At 35.1% G+C, this 23,839-nt stretch carries 19 protein-coding genes and 2 pseudogenes; 16 read left to right on the forward strand and 5 right to left on the reverse strand.

Going from position 1 to position 23,839, the window contains the following annotated elements; translation table 11 throughout:
- Positions 1-89: 89 nt before the first annotated feature.
- Positions 90-560 carry a rhodanese-like domain-containing protein gene (locus TAGGR_RS06115; protein WP_059176436.1) on the reverse strand — a complete coding sequence of 157 codons (471 nt, stop codon included), beginning with the start codon at positions 558-560 and terminating at the stop codon, positions 90-92.
- A gap of 17 nt (positions 561-577) precedes the next feature.
- The gene (locus TAGGR_RS06120; protein WP_059176437.1) at positions 578-1,045 is read right to left on the reverse strand and encodes a rhodanese-like domain-containing protein; all 468 of its coding nucleotides are present in this window, start codon (positions 1,043-1,045) and stop codon (positions 578-580) included.
- Positions 1,046-1,227: 182 nt separating this feature from the next.
- On the opposite strand from TAGGR_RS06120, the gene TAGGR_RS10650 reads away from it, so the two are divergent.
- The 3 genes from TAGGR_RS10650 to TAGGR_RS06135 all read left to right on the forward strand — a co-directional run bounded on the left by TAGGR_RS10650 (position 1,228) and on the right by TAGGR_RS06135 (position 4,512).
- Positions 1,228-1,809: a rhodanese-like domain-containing protein gene (locus TAGGR_RS10650; protein WP_059176438.1), complete on the forward strand. Its 582-nt coding sequence runs from the start codon at positions 1,228-1,230 to the stop codon at positions 1,807-1,809.
- 72 nt (positions 1,810-1,881) lie between these two features.
- Positions 1,882-2,580: a rhodanese-like domain-containing protein gene (locus TAGGR_RS10655; RefSeq protein WP_059176439.1), complete on the forward strand. Its 699-nt coding sequence runs from the start codon at positions 1,882-1,884 to the stop codon at positions 2,578-2,580.
- Between the two features lie 42 nt (positions 2,581-2,622).
- Positions 2,623-4,512, forward strand: a complete 1,890-nt coding sequence (locus tag TAGGR_RS06135) for a cytochrome c3 family protein (protein WP_059176440.1) — start codon at positions 2,623-2,625, stop codon at positions 4,510-4,512.
- A 267-nt stretch (positions 4,513-4,779) separates the two neighbouring features.
- Here the strand turns inward: TAGGR_RS06135 and TAGGR_RS06140 are convergent, their stop codons facing one another.
- Positions 4,780-5,727, reverse strand: coding sequence for an SLAC1 anion channel family protein (locus TAGGR_RS06140; RefSeq protein WP_059176441.1), 948 nt, complete (start codon positions 5,725-5,727; stop codon positions 4,780-4,782).
- Positions 5,728-5,925: 198 nt separating this feature from the next.
- Here TAGGR_RS06140 and TAGGR_RS06145 point away from each other — a divergent pair, with 198 nt between their 5' ends.
- The 11 genes and pseudogenes from TAGGR_RS06145 (at position 5,926) to TAGGR_RS06195 (ending at position 21,051) form a co-directional block, all read left to right on the forward strand.
- Entirely contained in the window at positions 5,926-7,662 is a 1,737-nt protein-coding gene (locus tag TAGGR_RS06145) for a carbon starvation CstA family protein (RefSeq protein ID WP_059176442.1), read from the forward strand.
- 3 nt (positions 7,663-7,665) lie between these two features.
- Complete coding sequence (lhgD, locus tag TAGGR_RS06150; RefSeq protein ID WP_059176443.1) at positions 7,666-8,850, forward strand: L-2-hydroxyglutarate dehydrogenase; 1,185 nt, start codon at positions 7,666-7,668, stop codon at positions 8,848-8,850.
- Between the two features lie 134 nt (positions 8,851-8,984).
- Complete coding sequence (locus TAGGR_RS06155) at positions 8,985-10,655, forward strand: choice-of-anchor Q domain-containing protein (RefSeq protein WP_059176444.1); 1,671 nt, start codon at positions 8,985-8,987, stop codon at positions 10,653-10,655.
- 75 nt (positions 10,656-10,730) lie between these two features.
- Positions 10,731-11,837 (forward strand): ABC transporter substrate-binding protein, encoded by a 1,107-nt coding sequence (locus tag TAGGR_RS06160; RefSeq protein WP_059176445.1) that lies wholly within the window; start codon positions 10,731-10,733, stop codon positions 11,835-11,837.
- Positions 11,838-12,859: 1,022 nt separating this feature from the next.
- Positions 12,860-13,180 (forward strand): annotated as a pseudogene (locus TAGGR_RS11240) (PAS domain-containing protein); the annotation flags it as partial.
- A gap of 41 nt (positions 13,181-13,221) precedes the next feature.
- Positions 13,222-14,328 (forward strand): annotated as a pseudogene (locus tag TAGGR_RS11245) (sensor histidine kinase); the annotation flags it as partial.
- Positions 14,329-14,442: 114 nt separating this feature from the next.
- Positions 14,443-15,531 (forward strand): efflux RND transporter periplasmic adaptor subunit, encoded by a 1,089-nt coding sequence (locus TAGGR_RS06175; RefSeq protein ID WP_059176448.1) that lies wholly within the window; start codon positions 14,443-14,445, stop codon positions 15,529-15,531.
- Positions 15,531-18,611, forward strand: a complete 3,081-nt coding sequence (locus TAGGR_RS06180) for an efflux RND transporter permease subunit (RefSeq protein WP_059176449.1) — start codon at positions 15,531-15,533, stop codon at positions 18,609-18,611. Before TAGGR_RS06175 ends, TAGGR_RS06180 begins: the two co-directional genes overlap by 1 nt.
- Before the next feature lie 20 nt (positions 18,612-18,631).
- Positions 18,632-19,873: a TRM11 family SAM-dependent methyltransferase gene (locus tag TAGGR_RS06185; protein ID WP_082673575.1), complete on the forward strand. Its 1,242-nt coding sequence runs from the start codon at positions 18,632-18,634 to the stop codon at positions 19,871-19,873.
- Complete coding sequence (locus TAGGR_RS06190; protein ID WP_059176450.1) at positions 19,863-20,546, forward strand: BsaWI family type II restriction enzyme; 684 nt, start codon at positions 19,863-19,865, stop codon at positions 20,544-20,546. The genes TAGGR_RS06185 and TAGGR_RS06190 overlap by 11 nt, the downstream gene beginning before the upstream one ends.
- Before the next feature lie 22 nt (positions 20,547-20,568).
- Positions 20,569-21,051 carry an adenosine-specific kinase gene (locus tag TAGGR_RS06195; protein WP_059176451.1) on the forward strand — a complete coding sequence of 161 codons (483 nt, stop codon included), beginning with the start codon at positions 20,569-20,571 and terminating at the stop codon, positions 21,049-21,051.
- Here the strand turns inward: TAGGR_RS06195 and amrS are convergent.
- Entirely contained in the window at positions 21,048-22,058 is a 1,011-nt protein-coding gene (gene amrS, locus TAGGR_RS06200) for an AmmeMemoRadiSam system radical SAM enzyme (RefSeq protein WP_059176452.1), read from the reverse strand. The genes TAGGR_RS06195 and amrS overlap by 4 nt on opposite strands.
- Complete coding sequence (locus tag TAGGR_RS06205; RefSeq protein WP_059176453.1) at positions 22,055-22,312, reverse strand: DUF2934 domain-containing protein; 258 nt, start codon at positions 22,310-22,312, stop codon at positions 22,055-22,057. Before TAGGR_RS06205 ends, amrS begins: the two co-directional genes overlap by 4 nt.
- A gap of 79 nt (positions 22,313-22,391) precedes the next feature.
- On the opposite strand from TAGGR_RS06205, the gene TAGGR_RS06210 reads away from it, so the two are divergent.
- Both TAGGR_RS06210 and TAGGR_RS06215 read left to right on the forward strand, forming a co-directional pair.
- Complete coding sequence (locus TAGGR_RS06210; RefSeq protein ID WP_059176454.1) at positions 22,392-23,096, forward strand: tRNA1(Val) (adenine(37)-N6)-methyltransferase; 705 nt, start codon at positions 22,392-22,394, stop codon at positions 23,094-23,096.
- A gap of 82 nt (positions 23,097-23,178) precedes the next feature.
- A complete protein-coding gene (locus tag TAGGR_RS06215; RefSeq protein WP_153000462.1) occupies positions 23,179-23,835 on the forward strand; it encodes an ATP-binding protein in 657 nt (218 codons plus the stop codon).
- Positions 23,836-23,839: the final 4 nt, after the last annotated feature.

Consider the following 23,839-nt stretch of genomic DNA (forward strand, 5'->3'; position numbering starts at 1 on the left):
GAGTTTCTATTTGGTTTTAACTGGAAGGTTGTTTAATCTTATACTGATGAGTGCAATAGAAATTAGGGGAGCACCTGCTCCCCTAATTTCTATTCCTTTACATACTCTGTTGCCAATCTTCCAACTTCTTTAGCAAATTCAGCAATACCACCTTTAAACTGGAATGCATTGTTAAAACCTATTGCTCTAAGAGCGATTGTGGCTGCTGCAGCTCTATCTCCTGTGTGACATAGTACAGCAATCTTTTTATCCCTTGGAAGTTTTTTTAAATTTTCAGGTTTAAAAAGTTCATGCATCGGTATTAAAAGTGAGCCTTTCCAGACCGGAGCAATTAGCTTTTGCTCAGCAGGTGTTCTTATGTCAAGAATAACAAATTCTTCTTTCTTTTTAATCATCTCAAGTATGTCCTTTGTGGTTATCTGGCATGGTCTCATTGTAAGAACTTCAGGGGTCATCTGTGAAAACATGGTATCAAATTTTTTTGCCATTTCAGTATCATAAGCAAAAGCAGATGTAGTAAGAATTATTGTTGCTAAAAAAATCAAAGCAATTTTTCTCATTTTTAAACCCTCCTAACTTACTTTTTTATACCTTTACCCATTCCCTGAGGTTCTCCTTTTTCTACGGTTTCTCCAGCCTTTATCCAGACATCAAATCCACCTTTGAGATTGTATACATTCTTGTAACCAAGTTTCTTTAAATCACAGGTAACGATTGCACCTCTTCCGCCTGTTTTGCAATAAACTAAATAAACTTTATCTTTATCCGGTATCCATTCATCAGCTTTAAAGTCCATGAGTCCTCTTGGGGTCCATAGAGCTCCAGGAATGTGACCAGCAATGTATTCAGTATACTCCCTTACATCTAAAATGATAGCACCTTTTGCAATTAAATCCTTTGCACCTTTTACATCAACCTCCTGAATTCCACATTGTTTTGCCTCTTTAACACGCTCATCGCTCAGTGGAGTTGCTGCCCATGTTAAGTTGAAAAGCATAATAAGAATCGCTCCGATGATAAGAAAACTTCTTGTTAAGCTTCTCACATTACACCTCCTCGTGTTATTAATCTGCCCACGGCAGATTTTATACCTTATAGGAGTATATAATTCTGATTTAAGTTAAGTCAAGTTATTAAAAAATAAAAAATTTACCATCACTGGGTATATAAATATTGACAAAATCTATAAATAAAGATAAAATTATAGAAAAAAATAGGAGGTATTTTATGGGTAAAAAACGAAATGGTTTGTTTTTAGGTGTTTTTATTTTATTTTTAGCCTTAGCTCTGGTAGCCTCACAGGGTATATCTCAGCAAAAACCCATAATTGCTAAAGGATGCTCGTTACCTGGATGCCATACGGCAAAAGCAGGGGAACTATGGGGTAATCTAAAAACTGTCTCTGGAAAAGCTGAGATGATTCAGATTGATACAGGTGCTTTGTGGACAGTCAAGTTTGATGAAAACACGAAAGTAAAGAACTGGAATCAACCTCTTAACAAACTTCCAAAGGAAAAAGAGATAGCTATCACCTATGTAGAGAAAAATGGCGAGCTCTATGCAACCTTAATTAATGTTAAACCACCGGTTGCCGTTGATCCATCAAAAGTTGTAAAAGTTGCTGAGATGAAAAGAATTTACGATGAAAAGAGTGCTTTGATTATTGACTGTAGACCTGCTGGCAGATATAATGAAGGTCATATTCCAGGTTCAATAAATATCTGGTTTGCAGAATTTGATAAACACATTGACAAACTTCCCAAAGACAAGAATGCTCCTATAGTTTACTACTGTCAGGGTCCTACTTGAGCTCTCACTCCTTCATCTGCTCGGAGAGCAGAAGCTTTAGGTTATACAAATGTAAAGCAGTTTGTAGATGGAATGCCTGAGTGGAAAAAGCAGGGTTATCCAGTTGCATCAACAGTTAAATATTTACAGGAACTCATAAGCAAAGACATTCCTCATGTTTTAGTTGATGTAAGACCAAAACAAGAGGCTGAAAAGGAACACATAAAAGGTGCTGTAAATATACCTCTTGATGAGCTTGCAAAGGCTAAGAAACTTTTTCCAAAACAGAAAAATGCACCCATAATAATCTACTGCACCAAGGACAATCTCTCTCAAAAAGCCTTTGATATTGTAAGAAAATGGGGTTATATAAATACTTCATATCTTGAAGGTGGAATTGATGCATGGAAAAAGGCAGGAGGTGAAGTACTTTCAGGACAGCTAAAAAAGGAAATTGTATATGTACCTAAACCAAAACCTGGAACAATAGGAATTGAAGAATTTAAGAAAATTACAGGTAAGATTCCACCAAATGTAATAATCCTTGATGTTAGAGATCCTGAAGAGACCCAGATGGGAATGATTAAAGGTGCAAAAAACATTCCTGTCAATGAACTCAAGGACAGACTTAATGAACTTCCAAAAGACAAAGAAATTATCGTTCACTGTGCTACAGGAATGAGAGCAGAGATGGCTTATAACATCCTTAAAGAAGCAGGATACAATGTAAAATTTCTTGATGCATCAATTCAGATTAAAAAAGGTGGTAAATATAAAATTACTGAAAACTAATTAAAGGGGGCTTTATGCCCCCTCTCTCTGTTATAATTCTAAATGCCTTTCAAATTAGGTAAAATAAGTGACCTTGCATCCCCTCTTACAGTAACTTTATTTTTTCTTCAATTCATACTAATTACGGGTTTTCTTGGATATCAATATTATATGGATTCATCTGAAAGTTGTATTAACTGTCATGGTTCAGAGGAGAAGATGAAAGAATTCGGTTATCCTCAGTTTTACGTTACCCTTGAGGATGTAAGAAAAGGCACAGGACATAAAACAGTTCAATGCAGGGACTGTCATCTTGGAAATGGAAGAGCATGGGATAAGGAGAGGGCACATAAGGGAATGTTAAAGGCTATTTTTGTAAATGAGAGTGCAGAGCCTGTTGACAGAAAGAAAATTTACACTAAAGAGGAAACAGAGTTAAATAAAATCATACCGGCTGGCGAAAATTCACTATTTGAACTTCTACCAAAGAAAAGAGAAAATGGAGAGATTTCCCTTCATCCTCAGGTGCGAAATATTCTCTGGCATGACAGAAATCCAAATGACTTTAATTTTGACCCGAAGATAGCAGAGAAGACCTGTGGCAAAAGAGGATGTCACACTGAGGAGCTAAAACAGTTTAAGAACACCATAATGGGAGCAAATTTTCGTCAAAGAACAATGCGAAGCTGGCTTGAACCTTATGGACCTCATAACTGCGGACCATCTTTTGCAGACCTACCACCGGCAGAGGTTTTAAAGACTTCAGGATTTGATTTTACAAATACGGAAAAAATAAGAAAAGAGATAAATTTGCCATTTACGGATGAGCAGGCAATAGCCAAGCAGAGACTTTGCAATGTATGTCATGCAGGATGTCTTGACTGTCACTATGCACCAAATAAAGATAAAGGTTCACACTCTTTCATAAAAGTGCCTGATTCCTACAGTTGCATGGGAAGGGGAAGGGGTAATTCAGTATGTCATACAGGTTCAGGCCATTCAAGAAGAGGTGAGACTTATATTGGTAAATTTTATTCCATACCTCAGGGGAGAAAGCCGGATGTTCATTTTCAAAAAGGAATTCACTGCGTAGAATGTCATCCCACAGGTAAAAGAGGAATGGGGGATATGCAAAGAAAGGCAACCTGTGGAGACTGCCACATTGAAATAGAGAAAGCCCACGCAAAGTCAATTCATAAGAATCTTACCTGTACAGCCTGTCATGTAACAGAAGCTGGTGGATATCAGATAACTGTATGGGGGAAAGGATTTATTGGAGAAAAACCAAATCCATTTAAAAAATACTCTCTCTATTATGGGATTCAAAAACCTCTCATTTTAATGAAAGACCAAAGGGGTATCTGGTTTCCTGTAAAAATATTTCCTCACATTGTGGGAAATATAGAGAAAGATGTGCCAGCAACAGGAATTAAGTTCAGATGGGAGAAGGGACAGACAAGGGATATGTATGCCATAATAGGAACTTTTGATGGACTGCCATCTGCCAATAAACATTTAGCATGGTTACAGATTGAAGAGGTATCCCATCCATTTGGAAAAGCAAGAGATTGTAAAAGTTGTCACCGCAGTAGGCAGATTTCCGTATCTGAGTGGCAGTATGAAGATATTCAGGGTGCAGAGCCGTTCAGAGGAGGATACCGAATAGTTGCCGATGAAAGAGGTTTGAGACTTGAAGACTTCTGGCACAGTAATATAAAAGTTCTGCCCGGATTTGAGATATCTGACTTTGCTTCATGGATTTATCTTAAGGATAAGTGGTTTATAAAAGGAGATTTTTCAATAAAAGTAGATGGCAAAAAATATCTTTACTATGAAAAGCTCTACAGAGATAATCTTGATAAAATAAAAAGGCTTGAAAGTTTGAGAAACAACTCTCAGGAAATGAAAAAAATAAAGGCAATTCTTATGCATAATCCGGATGCGAAAATTTAAGTCTTAACAATTTATCTGCATCTTAAATAAAGATAAAGGAGCCTGCCATTGAAAAGTAGTTAACTGAGTCCCTAAATCAACCTGAACAGCTTACAACAGAAACCCCTGGTCTTTGTATTTAAATAACATAGAAAGCCTTTTCCAGCTTAAGGACAACAATAATGAAGAAAAGGCAAGAATCATAAAAATAAGCATATTTTTGACAGAAAAGGGCATATTAGGTTCTCTGATGCATGTAGATCTAGGGTTTAGGTAAAATTTAAAAACTCATTCCTCAACGCATATTTCTCTTCTTGTTACAGCAAAAATTGTTTTAATGAGAACAAAGCTAATTACTGCTGTTGTGATTACCACAAAAATATAGCTTAGATATTCGTATATCGGAAGATTTGTCATTCTATATCTTAATGCAATTGCTATTGTGACAGCATCAAGTGGGAAAGTATATGCCCACCAGGATATGTAGAATTTCAGTTTTATAAATTTCTTTATTAAGGCGAATAAGACAATACACAGGAAAAGGGCAAAATAAAAAAGAATATTTCCAAATGCATCTATACCGGTGTTAATTTTTGTATATGATATAAAACCAACAGCCGGTGGAGCAATTAGAATAAAAAATGTAGGGTATAGTCTTTCAGGTAAAGGATTATGAAAGATAAATCGGTAAAATACTATTGTAAAGAGACAAATCCAGAATATTATGCCAATGCTGAAGAAAAACCAGGACAGTTCTTTAGAATAATTAATACCCTGAATAGGGATAATTATTGCTCCAACAACAGGAATAAACCAGGCTGGATTTATCATTTCCACTTTAAATTCTTTATTTATCCAGAAGGTAAGAGTTCTTACAAGAAATATAAAATGTAGAATACTTCCAAAAAGCCAAAATAAAAAGGCAAAATAAACATTTATCTCTCCGTAGGCAACAGCGAGAAGTAGAAGAGAAATGGAAATTGTAGGAAAGAAGCTTGATTTTACTGGATGATTGAACTCTTTTTTTACTTCAGAGGAATATTTAAATAATTTTGTTATATATACAATTAAAAAAAGACCAAAGAGGGATGTGGAAAAATAAGTAAGAAAAATACCAGAATTTCTTAAAAATTCATCTATAAAAGACAATCTCATATAGGCAATTGCAAGACCTGTAAGTCCCATTATGACAGCAAAAAATGAAATGGGAAAATTTTTAATTCTGCTGCCTTCCATATACCCCTCCTATTTTTAAAAAGTTAATAATTTGTATTATAAAAATAACAAAAGATAAAGTCAATAAAAAGAATAATACCCCTATAGTCTATTTTATCAAGCAAATTATTAGTTTTTTGACATCATTATGCTTTGCTTGATTTGAAAACATGAAAGAGAAGTTCTCAAAATCATGTTTTTTGATATAAAATACTGCCTATGAACACGCTCCTTGTAGTAATAATCTCAACATTTATTTTCTCTATTGCATACAGGTTTTATGCCAGATATATCTCCCGAGTTTTCAATGAAGATGACAGAAATCCAACTCCTGCTAAAACAATAAATGATGGAGTTGACTATGTGCCTTCAAAAACACTGGTTGTATTTTCCCATCACTTTTCCTCAATTGCAGGCGCAGGTCCCATAGTAGGTCCTGTTGTTGCAATGTTATATGGATTTTATCCCACATGGTTGTGGATTTTATTTGGTGCAATACTCATAGGAGCAGTTCATGACAGTACTTCCATATTTGTTAGCTTAAGGGAAAAAGGTAAATCCATTGTTGAGATAGCAAAGAAAACAATGGGCAGATGGGGATTTACTCTGTTTATTCTCTTTGTATTTTTCATGCTTTTGCTTGTCTGTGCTGCTTTTCTTGATCTTACCTGTGTTGCTTTGACATCTGTGGTAAAACTTAAACTGCTCAATCTTTCTGATTCACAGACACTTTTCAAAACCATAAGAGATGAAAAAACAGGAGAGGTTTTAGCACAAATCGGAGGAATTGCCTCAACTTCAGTGATAATAATTACAGCCTTTGCACCGGTTATGGGATACCTTCTATACAGAAGGAATATGAGAGTATTTTATGCTTTTGTTTTTTCTTTAATTGTAATTGCCTTATCAGTTTTTATTGGCTTTGTCTTACCTGTAAGATTTTCCCGTGAAACATGGATGGTGCTTGTTTCCATATACTGTTTTATTGCCTCTGCAATTCCTGTGTGGATAGTGCTTCAGCCAAGAGATTTTATCAATTCTTTTTTTCTTTATAGTGGTATAGTTGCTTTAATAGTTTCAGCAATTATTGGAGGATTTAAGGGAATAGAGGTTACAGCACCATCATTGAATATCGCTGAAGGCACTGCAAAACTCGGTCCTATCTGGCCTATTCTCTTCATAACTGTTGCCTGTGGGGCAATAAGCGGATTTCATACTCTTGTAGCAACAGGCACAACTGTAAAACAGCTTTCAAAAGAGTCTGACGCAAGAAGAGTAGGGTATGGAGCAATGCTTCTTGAGGGACTTCTCTCTGTTGGTGTAATTGTTGCTATTGGAGCAGGACTTACCTATACGGCATACAAAGAAATAGTTTTCCCCGCAGGAGGTAAATCCAATCCTGTTTTGGCTTTTTCTTTGAGTTCAGGTTTGTTTATGGAAAAGGTTATAGGGATTCCTTCATATATTGGAACTATTTTCGGAATACTCATGATAGAAGGATTTGTTATAACCACTCTTGACACAGCAGTAAGGCTTGGAAGGCTTATTTTACAGGAATTCTGGAGGAATATTTTTAAAAAACCACCAAGATTTGTATTTTCCAGATTTTTTAACTCTACTGTGATGATTGTATCCATGTTTTTGCTTGCTTATAAAAATGGATTTGCTGTAGTCTGGCCTGTTTTTGGTTCAGCAAATCAACTCATGGCAGCACTTGCATTGATAGCCATATCACTGTGGCTTACAATGATGCATAAGAAGAGACTTTTTACAGTTCTTCCTGCGATTTTCATGCTTGCAACAACAATTTATTCTTTAGGGTTTCTTCTGTTTAAGAAATTTCTTCCCTCAGGAAATATTCCTTTAATCGGGATTACAATCATTCTTTTTGTCCTTGCATGGTTTGTATTTCTTATATCATTAAGGAAATTCATTGAATACAGAAGAGGGATATAAAATATGATTTTAATCTGCGGTGCAGGAATTACAGGACTTTCAATTGCAAGAGAACTTCTAAATTATGGATTTTCTGACATAACAATTATAGAAAAAGAGCAGAATCTCGGAAAACACGCCTCAGGAAGAAACAGCGGTGTGCTTCATGCAGGAATTTACTACACGCCTGATAGCTTGAAAGCGAAGTTCTGCCTTAAAGGCAACAGACTCATGAAGCAATACTGTAGACAAAAGGGTTTAACTCTTATTGAATCTGGAAAAGTAATTGTTACAAAAAAAGAAAGCGAACTCACCACACTTAATGAACTTTACAGAAGAGCAAAGCTAAATGGAGCTAACGTTGAACTCATAGATGAAAAAGCTTTAAAAAAAATTGAACCCTACGCAAAAACCTTTAAAGAAGCTCTATTTTCTCCTGAGACAGCAGTAATAAATCCTCAAGAAATTTTAAATACCCTTGAAACAGAGCTTTCAGGCAAAGGAGTGAAGATAATAAAGGGAGTTACACTACATGATGTAAAGGGAAGCAGAACTGCTATAACCGATAGAGGGGATATGGAATTTGACCATTTTATCAATGCAGCAGGTGCTCATGCAGATAGAATCGCTCATATGTTTGGATTGGCAAAGCAATACAGAATCGTTCCATTTAAGGGGCTTTATAAGAAGTTAAATAAAGGCAAATCATTTCTTGTAAGAGGAAACATCTATCCAGTGCCTGATATAAAAAATCCTTTTCTGGGAGTTCATTTTACTAAAATTCATGATGGCACTGTTTATGTAGGACCTACGGCAACACCTGCTTTTGGAAGGGAAAACTACAAAGTATTTGATGATCTCGGCATTGAAACCCTGAAAATTCTCTGGAGAGATTTATCTCTTTTTTTGAGCAATGAAAAATTCAGAAACACAGCTTTCACAGAGATGAGAAAATATTTTAAGAAAAAGTTTTATGAAGATGTTAAGGATATGATTGAAGGAGTCAGTATTGATGACCTTTTGCCATCCAATAAAGTAGGAATAAGACCGCAGCTTATTGATTTGAATAAAAAAGAGCTTGTAATGGACTTTTTAGTAATCAAGGATTCAAATACAATTCATATTCTCAATGCCATATCACCAGCCTTTACTTCTGCCTTTTCATTTGCAGAGTTTATTGTAAAAGAATATTTTATGGTAACCGGTTAACAATTCCAAGAATGATGAACGTAATCTCAACAAAAATCAAAAAGAGAGAATCTGAATTTGCTTACTTGAATTCTTTTAAATTTTTTTGCTATACATTATACAGCAAAGTTTAATTAGAGAACTTGAGTTTAGCTATGAAAAGAAAAGGCATTTTTATAATAGCCATATTAAGTTTAATTGTATTATCAACTTTACCTTCTAAAGTTTTTTCAGCAACTTACTATGTAAGACCAGATGGCGGAACTGCAAAGCAGTGCACAGGATTAGTTGATAAACCATATCCGGGAAGTGGGATAAATCAACCGTGTGCATGGTCACATCCATTCTGGGCTTTAAAAATTGAGGGAGGCTTACCCCGGTGGCGCCTTTCTTCAGGTGATACATTGATTATCAAATCAGGAAGTTATATGATGGGATATGGAGCACCAAATACAGGATGGTGTGATAGAGCTTTCTCTTGGGATTGTGTATTACCACCACTTCCATCCAATGTGAGGATTCTGGGTGAAGGGTGGGATAAAGGATGTCCCAATCCTCCAGAACTTTGGGCAACTGAAAGGGCTTTACAGATATTTAATCTTACCGGTTCTAACAAGGTGATACTTGCCTGCTTAGATTTAACAGACCATGCAAGTTGTGCCGATTTTCATAAAAACAGAAATGCCCGTTGTCAACGTGAAAATCCACCATTTGGTCACTGGGGAGAGAGAGGTATATTTGCAAAAGACTCTCAAAATGTAACTTTGCAAGATCTTAATATTCATGGTTTTGCTGTAGAGGGAATTAAAGCAGGGCGTATCAGTAACTGGAGACTATTGAGGGTCAGGATAGCTGGCAATGGCTGGAGTGGTTGGGATGGTGATTTACAAGAAGATAGAGGTTCTTCAAATAGTGGAGAAATAAGATTCTCTCAAGTTACAATTGAATGGAATGGTTGTGTTGAAACCTATCCTGACAGACAGCCTTCATATTGCTGGGCTCAGTCAGCAGGTGGATATGGAGATGGAGTTGGGACAGGACGCACAGGAGGGCATTGGATCATTGAGGATTCTATCTTTCGCTATAATACTTCTGATGGATTAGATTTACTTTATGTAGGAGTAGGCATACCAAATACATTTGTAGAACTTCATCGTGTTCAAGCCTATGGAAATGCAGGAAACCAGATAAAAATTGGCGGACAGAGTTTAATAGATAATTCCCTTATCATCGGAAACTGCAACTACTTTACAGGTAAACCCTTTGCACCAGATATGGGTGATGTAAACTCTGGGGATGCCTGTCGTGCAGGAGGAGCAAGCGTTTCGTTGTCAGCAGGTCCTAACAATAAAAATTATGTAGTAAATAGCACAATAATTGGTGAGGGATGGGCAATGACAGAGATTTTATGTCAAACTAATGATTTTCCAGATGCTCCACCATGCAAAGGTAATGAGAGGCTTTATCTTGTAAATAATATCTTTTATGCATTTCCTAATGTAACAAAAGTTGGTGATTGGCCTGATCTAATTGGTGATGGAGACCCCGGTAAGTTCACCCGTCCTGAGACTATACATCACAATCTTTTTTATAGGGTTCAGATTGATGTGCCAGTTGGTGTTACGAATATAAATGCAGATCCATTATTTGTTCGTTTTAATGACATAAATAATATAGATGCTCATTTGAAGATTGGCAGTCCTGCCATTGATAGGGGATTAAATGTTGGTGAATTAGGGGGGCGAATTCCAAATTATGATTTAGAGGGAAAAGTTAGACCTGCTGGCGCAGGTGTAGACTTAGGTGCTTACGAGTTTTATCCATGATATCAATTTCACTTTATTTCAAGATAGTTAATCTATTTGAAAACTAAGATAACATGATATAATTTAAACTGAACAATGTCCAAGTCTTTTTATATAACAACATTAACTCTTTTTTTTGTAGGAATTTTTCTTTGGTTCTTTTATCCACCACCCAAACCTCCAATAAAAGTGGGATTGATGGTTTCTCTTACAGGAAGTTCACCTGACCTTGGCAGAGAGATAAGAGATGGTGCTTTTATGGCAGTAGAGGAAATTAACAATGGCGGAGGAATTAATGGTAGAAGGATAGAGTTGATTATAAAGGATAACATGGCTAATAGTGAGATAGCTAAAGAAAATTACTTAGAATTTTTAAATGAAGGCGTGACTGCAGTTATTGGTCCTGCAACAAGCACAATTGCAAGGGCACTTTTACCATTAATTAATGAGCATAAACTTCTTGCCATATCACCAACTGTTTCTGCCACTGAATTTACAGGAAAAGATGATTATTTCATAACACTTGAACCATGCAATAATAAGTTTGCCAGAGTTTTTGGAAAATATGTAAGAGAAAAAATCAAACCTAAAAAAACTTTAATTATGATAGATGAGAGAAATCCAGTTTATACAGGTGATTTTGCAGGCTCTTTCATTAATCAAATTAAAAAGATTTCTTCTATTTATACTTTAACCATTAGCGAGAAGGTTTCAGATTTTGATGAGTTAGTGAATCATGCATTAAGCTATAGACCTGACTTTGTATTAATTATAACGGATATATTTAATGCATCAATAATAATTCAAAAAATAAGAAGAATAAATAGTCATGTCCAATTGGGTATTGCACCATGGGCAAGATTTTATGGATTAGTTGTTTTTACAGGTCATTTTTCAGAAGGAGTTTTGAGCGTTGATTTTTATGATCAGTCAACAAAAAAATACATGGAATTCAAAGAAAAATTTATGAAAAAATTTGGCTATCCTCCTGATTCTTCAGTTATAAATGGATATAATGCCGTGATGATTATCAAAGAGGCAATTTTAAAATCTGCTAAATCAGGCTCTATCGGAGAAAACATTCTGAATTCTAAATTCAATCTTCCCTTAGGAGATATTAGCATAAACCAATATGGAGATTCTGAAATTGAACCTTTTGTAATAGTAATTAAAAATGGCATCTTTGAAAGGATAGAATCATGAGAATAGTTTTTAACTTTAAGAGTTTTATTTTCCTTTTACTATTTATCTTTAGCCTGTTTTTCCTTTTTTCTGTCAATGCAATAACATATATATTAACCAAGGTAGTCACAATTAAAGACAAACAGAATGCATACGAAGCCATAATTAGTAATTTTAGACAATACTTTGAAAAAACAATAATAGAAAATGAGAAATTTCTTGATTTGGCAATAAACATAATTGATAAAGAGAAAAACTTAGAAAAAAAGAAAAACAAACTTAAGGAAATCATGAATTTATATCCTTTTGCTAAATATGTGATTGTTTTTGATAGAGAGGGTTTTATTAAAGAGATGTATCCTTTCAGACGAGATGCTTTAAATCTCTATATGGGAAATACTGCCCTTTTTAAAAATATTGAGAAAGCTAAATTCTCAGGTCCCTATGTTTTTTTATTTGATAGGAAGTCCTATTATGCTCAATCAAAAAAATTTGGTGATAGCTATGCCCTCATGCTTGTTGATATTCCGAATTTTAATAATTTTTTAAAAGAGTTAAATGAAAATGGTTATGTTTCTTTTATTGTTGATGAAGCAGGCAAAATTATAGCTCATTATGATGAGAAATATGTAAATGAGGGTGCTAACATAAAGATGTTAATCCCTAAATTAAATGAAATATCAGAGACCCAAGAACCAACTGAGTTTATAATGGATGGCGAAAAATATCTCTTATATTCAAAATTTTGCAACTGTTTATATAAATATATTTTTATTGGTAATAAATATGAAAAGGCTTTTGCAGAATATAATGCATTTAAAAAGCAGCTTTTTTCCCTTTTCATATTCTTTACCTTTTTATCACTTGGCTTGAGCTTGTTGATCTCTTCTTTTTTACAGAAACCTGTTTTAGAGTTATTTAGAATTATAAATAATATAAAAAAGCAAAACTATGATATAAAAGCCAAGCCATTATATTTTCAAGAAACCAATACTCTTGCTGAAAACATAATTGAAATGGGAAGGACAATTGCTGAAAGAGAGATGGAGTTGTCAAAACTTTTTGAAACATCAAGGGATGCAATTGTATTTTCTACTCTTGATGGAAAGCTTTTGAACATAAATCCTCAGGGACTTAAGATTTTTGGATATAAGGATAAAAATCAGATAGAGAGCGTTACTGATTTCTATTACAACATAGAAGACAGGAAGAGAATATTAGAAAAGATAATTAAAGAGGGATATGTTGAGAGTTTTGAAGTTAAATTAAAACGTGCTGATAGAAGCTTATTTTATGGTCTCATATCTTCGTCTCTTGTAAGAGATGAAAAAGGAAATCCTCTTTTTCTTATTTCTACTATAAAAGATATTACAGAAAAGATAAAAATGCAGGAACAGCTTTTTCAATCCCAGAAGATGGAAAGCATTGGTAGACTTGCAGGTAGCATTGCCCATGATCTCAACAATATGCTTACAGTTATTTCAAGTAATAATCAATTGATACAGCTTTACAACAAAGATAATGAGAAGATAAAGAAATATACAGAGGGAATAGCTAATGCAGTTGATAAAACAAAAGATTTCATAAAAAAACTTCTTGCCTTTTCAAGAAAACAGGTTTTTGAATTTGGCAGTTACGATATAAATGAGGTCATTAAAGAAGAGATAAAACTTCTCAAACCGACGATAAGAGAGGATATTATTTTTAGCTATACATTATACCCTGAACCTCTATATGTGAATCTTGACAGAACTCAGTTTACTCAAATTTTACTTAATCTCGTAGTAAATGCAATTGATGCAATGCCTAATGGAGGTGATATAAAAATTCAAGTTGAGAGAAAAAAAATAGACAGAGAGATATATAGAGTTTATTCTAATTTAAAAGAGGGGGATTTTGTCTGCATTAGTTTTTCCGATACAGGACATGGCATACCTGAGGAAATCAGGGATAAAATATTTGAGCCTTTTTTACTACAAAAGAAAAAGGTACAGGACTTGGGCTTTCAACTGTTTACAGCATTGTGGAACAACATAAAGGTTTTATTAATGTCTACAGCGAAGTAGGCGTAGGAACAACGTTTAAAATATATTTTCCTCTTGTTGAGACAAAAACAGAAAAAGTGGATTCAAAGATTGAAGAAATACAATTAGAGAAAAAGAGAATTCTTCTTGTGGAGGATCAGGATGAAGTAAGAGATGGAATAGAAGAGTTGTTAAATAAATACGGATTTGAGGTTCATTCAATTTCCTCTGCCTTAGAATTGCTTGAGCGTTTTGATGAATACAGAGATAAGTTTGACATTTGCCTTTCCGATATAATTATGCCTAAAATGAACGGAGTTGAACTTTACAGAAGATTAAAGAAAGTCAAGCCTGACATAAAGTTTATTTTCATGACTGGATACGCAAACAACATTGAACAGGTTAATGAACTTATAAAAGAAGGTTTAAGTTTACTTTCAAAACCTTTCACTATTCATGAATTTTTAGAAAAGATTAGACAACTTGACTAAGTAAAAATTTTTTAATCCTATATAGTTTAATCTAAATGAATCCATTGACAAATTCTTCATTTTTCTTTTATTTTAGTAAGTGCTTACATGCTGGTGATTTAAGGGGGCAGAATGAATATACTTAAAACATTTCTGATAATTTTTTGCTGTTTTCTTCTTTTTTCTTGTTCAAAGTCTTCTAAACAGAAACAGACTCCCTCAGTTCCGGTTGTTGTTGCTCAGGCATCAGTAAAGGATGTTCCAGTTCAGATTACAGCAGTAGGAAATGTGGAAGCCTACTCTTCAGTGACAATCAAATCAAGAGTTGAAGGACAGCTCATTAAAGCAAACTTTAAAGAAGGTGATGAAGTCCGGAAAGGGCAACTTCTTTTTGTTATTGATCCAAGACCATTTGAAGAAGCTGTAAGACAGGCTGAGGCAAATTTATTGAGAGATAAAGCTCAACTTGATTTTGCAAGGGCTGATCTTGAAAGATACGATGAACTTATAAAAGAAGGGCTTGTATCAAGGCAGCAGTATGAAAAAATTCGCACAAACTATGAATCTCTTAAAGCAACTGTAAAGGCAGATGAAGCAATCCTTAATAACGCAAGATTGCAACTAAGTTACTGTTATATCTACTCTCCTATTGATGGAAAAATCGGCTCCCTACTTGTTCATACCGGAAACATGATAAAAGCAAATGATACTCAGCTTGCGGTAATAAATCAGATTGTTCCAATATTTGTCCGTTTTTCAGTGCCAGAGCAGGAGCTTTTCAGAATTAAAAAGGCAATGTCTGAGGGAATGCTTAAAACTGAAGCTGTTGTTAAAGGTGTTGATGCAAGCTATACTGCACAGGGCAGGGTTGTGTTCATTGATAATGCTGTTGATGTGGCAACAGGGACAGTTAAGCTAAAGGCTGAGTTTCCAAATAAAGACAAGATGCTCTGGCCCGGACAGTTTGTCAATGTTGTTTTAACTCTTGGAGTAAAGAAAAACGCAGTTGTAATTCCATACAGAGCTGTTCAGACAGGTCAGAAAGGTCAGTATGTATGGGTTGTTAAAGATGATAAAACCGCTGAGATGAGGGAAGTTACAACAGGGCTTAAGTTTGGCGATGACGTTACAATTGAGAAAGGATTGAAACCAGGGGACACAGTTGTTATTGACGGACAGTTAAGGCTCACACCAGGAGCAAGGGTGGAGATTAAAAAGTAATGAATCTTTCCCAGATTTTTATTCAGCGTCCTATAATGACAACTCTCTTAATGGTGGCTATTGTTGTATTTGGTTTGGTGGGATATCGTTATCTTCCAATAGCTGAACTTCCAAATGTTGATTTTCCTACAATACTTGTATCAGCGAATCTTCCGGGTGCCTCTCCAGAGACAATGGCATCTGCTGTTGCAACTCCTCTTGAGAAAGAGTTTTCAACCATCTCAGGGTTAAAATCAATGAACTCGGTCAATGCAAAAGGTGTAACGCAAATAACACTGGAGTTTGATTTAAATAGAGATATAGATGCGGCAGCACAGGATGTGCAAACAGCAATTGCAAGGGCATCAAGGCAGCTTCCTTCAAACATGCCAACACCTCCAACTTATAATAAGGTTAATCCTGCTGATATGCCAATTCTTTATTTTGCAATAACTTCTCCCACAATGCCTCTTTATAAACTTCATGAATATGCTGACACACTTTTAGCACAGAACATCTCAATGGTAAATGGTGTAGCACAGGTTCAGATATTTGGCGCTCAAAAATATGCTGTGAGAGTAAGAATAGACCCTCAGAAAATTGCAAGCAGAGGAATAGGAATTGATGAGGTTGAACAGGCAATAAAAAAAGGAAATGTTGAACTTCCAACAGGAACACTTTATGGTAATTATCAGGCATTTACCATTGAGGCAACGGGTCAACTTTTCAATGCCTCCCAATACAATGAATTGATAATAAAAAGCAAAGAAGGCTCTCCTGTAAGAATTAAGGATATTGGTGAAGCTGTTGACAGTGTTGAAAATGATAAACTTGCTGCATGGTATGGAAGTGAAGGAAAACTTCAGAGAGCAATGGTTTTAGCAGTTTACAGACAACCAGGAACAAACACTGTTAAAGTAGCTGATGATGTAAAAAAGAAAGTAGAGGAGCTAAAAAAACAGATGCCAGCCTCTGTTTCGCTACATCTTCTTTATGACCGTTCTAAATCAATAAGAGAGTCTGTAAGAGATGTGCAGTTTACTCTGCTCTTTACTGTTTTTTTAGTGGTTATGGTTATATTTGTCTTTTTAAGAAGACTATCTGCGACTGTAATTCCCTCTGTTGCTCTGCCAATCTCAATAATTGGAACATTTGCTGTTATGTATCTTCTTGGATACAGCCTTGATAATCTCTCTCTCATGGCACTTACTCTTTCAATTGGTTTTTTAGTAGATGATGCCATTGTTATGCTTGAAAACATTGTAAGACACATTGAGAGGGGAGAAAAACCCTTTGAAGCAGCCTTAAATGGTTCAAGAGAAATATGGTTTACAATTCTATCTATGACACTGTCCCTTGTTGCAGTTTTCATTCCTGTTCTTTTCATGGGTGGAATTGTAGGAAGGCTTTTTAAAGAGTTTGCTGTGACAATCTCAGTTGCAATTTTGATTTCAGGACTGGTTTCTCTAACTCTTACACCAATGATGTGTAGTAGATTCCTTAGGGTGGAGGATCAAAAACATGGAAGGCTCTATTTAGCTTTAGAAAAAGGGTTTGAGTGGATGGTTAATGTTTATAAAGTAAGCTTGAGCTGGTCTTTGAAGCATCACAAATTGATGATGCTTGGTTCTGCAGTGATTTTGCTTCTTACGATTTATATTTTTGTCAAAATTCCAACAGGTTTTTTACCAAGTGAAGATAAAAGTCAGATTTTTATAATAACAGAAGCTTCAGAAGACATATCTTTTGACGAGATGGTAAGACATCAACTTCAACTGGCTAACATTGTTTTAAAAGAGCAAACAGTTAGAGCATTTATGACATCTGTTGGTCCTGGCCCTGCATCTCCTGCTCCGAATAATGCAAGAATGTTTATTCATCTAAAACCTCTTTCAGAAAGACCCCATGTTGATAAGTTAATAGAACAACTCAGACCCAAGCTTAATTCAATTCCCGGGCTTAAAGTATATCCTCAAAATCCTCCAACAATTCGTATAGGTGGAACTCTTACAAAAGCTCTATATCAGTTCACTCTTTCAGGAAGTGATCTTCAGGAACTCTATCACTATGCCCAGATTTTAGAGGGAAAAATGAAACAGATTCCAGTTATTCAGGACGTTTCATCCAATTTACAAATAAAAACTCCGCAACTGAATATAGAGATTGATAGAGCAAAGGCAGAGTCTCTTGGTGTTACCGCAGAGCAGATAGAAAATGCGCTCTGGAATGCCTTTGGAAGCAAATGGGTATCAACAATTTATGCTCCAAATAATCAGTATCAGGTTATTCTTGAGCTTAAGCCCGAGTATCAGAAAGATCCTTCAGCACTTTCAATGCTTTATATTCGCTCCTCAAAGGGAGAGCTTGTTCCTCTTAATTCTGTTGCCACTGTATCTGAGAGCATAGGTCCATTGACTGTAAATCATACAGGACAGCTTCCTTCAGTCACGATATCATTCAATCTTAAACCAGGAGTTTCACTTGGTGAAGCAGTAACAGAGATTCAAAAAGTTGCAAGAACAACTCTTCCAGATACGATAATGACAAGTTTTCAGGGTGCTGCTCAGGCGTTTAAAGAGTCTTTTGAGGGACTATGGTTTTTGCTGATTGTGGCAGTTTTTGTAGTATATTTAGTTCTGGGAATTCTCTATGAAAGCTTTATTCATCCTTTGACAATTCTTTCTGCCCTTCCTTTTGCAGGATTTGGAGCACTGGTTACATTGCTTGTCTTTGGAGTTGAATTAAACATCTATGCTTTCGTTGGAATAATAATGCTTATTGGACTTGTAAAGAAAAATGGAATTATGATGATAGACTTTGCCCTTCATGCCCAGAGAAATGAAGGTATGAAACCACAGGAAGCAATTTATAGCGCCTGCCTTATAAGGTTTCGTCCAATCATGATGACAACTGCTGCAGCACTTTTTGGAGCTCTGCCAATTGCACTTGGGATTGGAGCAGGTGGTGAGGTTCGTCAGCCCCTTGGACTGGCTGTTGTAGGAGGCTTGCTTTTTTCACAGATGTTGACTTTGTTTGTAACTCCGGTGTTTTATCTTTACATGGATAGGCTTCAGAGTTTTTTAAGAAGCAGAGAAAAATGATATAATTTTTATAAGTGTTTATGAACGAGAAACTTTATTACAAGGAAAATAACGCAGAGATAAGTAATGATGAATTTTTGACCACAGTTTATGCAAGAAAAACTCCTACAGCAAATAAGCTTAAAAAACACGGTTTCATTTTTGCCTGTACTAAAAAGAGTGAAAATGAGATGCTTTCAAAAAAAATAATTGTAACCGGGAAGCAATATGCTCATAAAATTTTTGCTGTTAGAGATGGAGATTATGTTTTTCTGTATAATCTTGATACTGACACTCTTTTAGGCACTTTTTTAGCAAGGGGAGAGCCATCATTTGATAGTTCATTGAAAATTTTTAATGGTAAATATCCCTATTACATTGCTGTTGAACCAGTTTCTGAGGTCAAAGAGATAAGAAATGCAAGTAAATTTTTTAATAAATTAAATATTTCTTGGAGAGATATTTTAAATGAAAATGGAGCGCTTTATCTAAGGTCTATTTTAGATAACATGATTTTTGTTTCATTGAATAAAGAAAAATTGATTGATGAAAATTACAGACCCCCAATTTTTTCTACAACATTTTGGGACTATCCATACCAGAGTTATGGCGATACACCAAAGGGAAATAATAAATATCCAGGTGTTACTCCAGCATTTATAATCTTTAACCTTATTTGGAGGTATACTGAACCTGGAGATTTAGTATGTGATCCAATGGCTGGCTCTGGAACTACTATTGATGTTTGCAGAGAAGAAAAAAGGAATATTATTGCATTTGATATTGTGCCTACAAGAAAAGATATAATACAGGCTGATGCCAGAAGTTTGCCTCTTAAGGACAATTCTATTGATATGATATTCATTGATTCACCTTATAGTGATAACATAAAATACAATCCACATCCTCTCAACATTGGAAATATCCCAGCAACTTCTGAAGAGTTCTTTGATGAACTTGAAAATGTAATGAGAGAGTGCTTTAGAGTCTTAAAAGAGGGAAAAATTTTAGCATGGCTTATTGGAGATCAATGGGCAAAAGGAGTGTTTGTTCCAGTAGGATTAAAAATTTATGAAAGACTTACAAAATATTTCAGCCCTGTTGATATAGTTTGTGTAGCAAGAAGAAATCAAGCTTCAAACACACCCTTTTGGCATAGTAAGGCAATAAAGCACAATTTTTATTTACGAGGGTTTAAGTATCTCATTATAGTTAAGAAAGATTCTTCAAATGATAAAAAAATAAGAAAACCAAAAATTAAGTGGAACACCTATGAAAGATGAGAAAACTAAATTTTTTACTGAGATCAAAAATAATATAAAAAAAGAGATAAAAGATAAAGGAATTGGGAGTCTATCGAAAATTTTAGAAAATTTTAGAGAAACTTACATAAAAGAAATTTCAAAGTTTGGTATTAAAGACACTGAACAAAGCTGGAAACCATTTAAGGGAAATCTGCTAGAAGAAATCATACTTGAAAATATATTTGTTGAAGTTGAAAAAGCAGGTTTAAAAGCTTTAAAAGGTAATAAATTAGAAAAAGAAGAAAGTAAGTTAAATGAATGTTTATCAAAAGTAAAAAGAAGCTTAGTGGTCGACTATGGCAAATTTGGTATGCACTTGCCAGATGCTGATGTCATTATTTTTAATCCTGAAGAGTGTAAAGCTTTAGCAGTTATTTCATCTAAATCGACATTAAGAGAGAGAGTTGCTCAAACTGGATATTGGTTTTTAAAGCTTAAAAGTAGCAGGTTAACAAAAAAGATAAAAGTTTTCTTTATCACCCTCGATGAAGATGGTGATTTAGTTGTTAAACATCCTGCTAAAAAAGGAAGAGCAATTGCTGAAATTGATACAGATGGCACATTTGTCATCACAAGCAAAACTATTGAAGAGAGCAGCAAGGTTAAAAAATTCGAAAAATTTTTAGAAGAAATAGAAAAATTAAAAAGTTAAAATTTTTAATTGGAGGTGGGTTATGGAAATCAAAGCAATAAAAGTTGAAATTCCTGAGGGATGTAACATTATACTTGGACAGACCCATTTCATAAAAACCGCTGAAGATCTTTATGAGATACTTGCAACCCATATTCCCCATGCTAAGTTTGCAGTTGCCTTTACAGAAGCATCTGGACCATGTCTTATCCGTTCTGAAGGAAATGATGAAGAGCTAAGACAGGCATGTATTCTGAATCTTCAAAACATAGGTGCTGGTCATGTATTCTGTATTCTCATGAAAGGTGCTTTCCCAATCAGTGTCTTGAATGCTATAAAGATGTGTCAGGAAGTATGCAGTATTTACTGTGCCACAGCAAATCCCCTTGAAGTTGTAGTTGCAGAAACCGAGCTCGGAAGAGGAATTCTTGGTGTTATTGACGGAGCAAGTCCAAAAGGAGTTGAAAAACCTGAAGACAGAGAGCACAGAAAAGAGTTTTTGAGAAAAATTAATTATAAACTTTAAGGAAGTCCCACCCCCTCAATTGGAGTTCCGCAGTTTTTACAGCGGGACTCCTTTATATTTATTTTGTTGATAAAAAATCCGAATCTCTCAATGAGAAGATTTTTACAATTAGGGCAGTAAGTATTTTCTCCTCCTTCCCCCGGAATATTACCAACATACACAAACTTGAGCCCCTCTTCAAAGCCAATGTTTCTTGCCTTTTTTAAGGTTTCCACAGGAGTTCTTGGTTTGTCTGTAAGTTGATATGTGGGATAAAACTGCGTTACATGCCATGGAATTGAAGGGTCAATTGATACGAGAAAACGGGCTGTATTTCTTAAAAATTCTTCTGAATCATTTAAATCAGGAATAATTAATGTCGTAACTTCAACCCATACTCCAAGTTCTTTAAGAAGTTTAATATTTTTCATTACAGGCTCAACCCTTGCACCACAGATTTTTTTGTAAAAATCGTCATCTCCTTTAAGGTCAACATTTATTGCATCAAGATATGGTGCGATGAATCTTAGAGCTTCCTCTGACATGTAACCATTGCTTACCCATACATTTTTAATCCCTTCTTTATGGGCTAAAACCATACAGTCGTAGGCAAACTCAAGGAAAATGGTTGGCTCAGTATAGGTATAGGAAATGCTCTTACAACCACTTGCTCTTGCCTCTTTTACAACATCCTCAGGTGTAAACTCCTCTCCAGGGATGTCTTTGTAAAGTTTCGGATATTGAGAGATTGTGTAGTTCTGGCAATGAAGACACCGAAAGTTGCATCCTACTGTAGCAATTGAATAGGATACAGAACCAGGATAGAAATGAAAAAGGGGCTTTTTTTCAATAGGGTCAATATGATAGGCAATTATTTTCCCATAAACAAGGCTATAAAGCTTTCCATCTCTGTTTTCTCTTACTCCGCAGATACCTCTTGCATCATTAGAGATTATACAATGGTGATTGCATAGTCCGCATTTCACCTTTCCATCAGAGAGTTTTTCATAAAATAAAGCTTCTTTCATGATTTTTTGCCTCTGCCTTTACCTCTGGGTTTTTCTTTTGAAGCTTTTTTGACTGCTCTTTTCCTTTTTGGTTTTTCCTCTGCTTCAGATGGTTCACAACATCCTGATATCTCTTCAGTTTGATATTTTGCTAAAACAATTCTTTCCGCTTCAAGCCAGTTATCAAGGTCTCTTCCAGGAATGCATCCGCTTTTAACATAAAGTTCATAGGCAACCTGCCTTATTTCCTCTTCAAGTTTTTCTCTGTCAATCATTTTTACACCTCCATTTCTTTTTTTAAGTATATCAAAAATTTCAATTTTTAGTAATGTCCCTGTGTGTTATAATCATTTGATGCAATATACAGTTGATTCAATAGGAGACATAAAAATCTGCCAGCCAAAAGAAGGTTATCGCTTTAGTGTAGATGCTTTAATTCTTGCTCACTTTGTAAATTTAAAGAGAGTTAATAAAATTTTAGATGTTGGTGCAGGAACAGGAGTAATTGGTATTATACTGGCAAAAAGATATCCTGAATCACATATTACAATGATAGAAATTCAACCAGAACTTGCAGAACTTGCTCAAATAAGTTGTGATTTAAACAATATTTCAGATAGAGTAAGAATCCTATGTGCCGATGCAAAAGATTTTAAAGAGTCCGATTACGATCTTGTAGTTACAAATCCACCATTCAGAAGACCTGGAACAGGTAAGATGAGTCCTCTGGAAGAAAAGGCTCTGGCAAGACACGAATTAAGTCTTACGATTAGAGACATTTCTCATATAGGGCAGAGAGTTTTAAGACATAGGGGAAGACTTTGTATGATTCACCTGCCAGAAAGACTTACTGAGATTATTAGAGTCATGGGAAGTTATTCTCTTGAAGTTAAGAGAATCCGTTTTGTTCATTCAAAACTACATACAGAGGCAAAAATGGTACTTATAGAGGCTGTAAAAGGCGGAAGGGTTGCTCTTAAGGTAGAGCCACCGCTTTTTATTTACACTGAAAACGGAGAATATACAGATGAAATGAAAAAAATATATGAATTTTTATGATTTTGATCATAAATTCCTTCCCATGTCATCTGATAGAATCAATTAAAGCAGTTGAAAAATTTTTCAAATGGAGGACAGAAAAATGATTAAAAGACCAATTGTTCAGATTGATGAAGATAAATGTGATGGATGCGGGCTTTGTGTTAATGCCTGTGCAGAGGGTGCTATTCAGATTGTTAATGGAAAGGCTAAACTGGTTAACGAAGTCTACTGTGATGGATTGGGTGCCTGTCTTGGAAGTTGTCCGAAGGGTGCTATAACTATTGTTGAAAGAGAAGCAAAACCTTTTGATGAAGAAGCAACCAAAAAGCATCTGGAATTTCTTAAAAAAACAGAATCACCACTTTGTGAATGTATGGCATTCGTTAAAAATCTTAAACTCAGTAACTGGCCTATTCAACTAAAACTTGTCTCTGTTAATGCTTCTTTCCTTAGAGGAGCAGATTTAGTGATTGCTGCAGACTGCACAGCCTTTTCATACAGGCTATTTCACGAAAACTTGCTGAAAGATAAAAAGTTACTCATTGCATGTCCCAAGCTTGATGATGCCTTATTCTACATTGAAAAACTTACAGAAATTTTCAAAGTAAATAATATTAAATCGGTAACTGTAGTAAGAATGACTGTTCCCTGTTGCGGAGGATTAAGCTGGATTGTAAAAGAAGCAATGAATAGGGCAGGGGTTAAAATTCCCTTTGAAGAAAAAGTAGTAGACATAGACGGAACGCTTAAAAATTGAAAAA

Origin of the sequence: Thermodesulfovibrio aggregans (assembly GCF_001514535.1) — a bacterium.
Taxonomy (GTDB): Bacteria; Nitrospirota; Thermodesulfovibrionia; order Thermodesulfovibrionales; family Thermodesulfovibrionaceae; genus Thermodesulfovibrio; species Thermodesulfovibrio aggregans.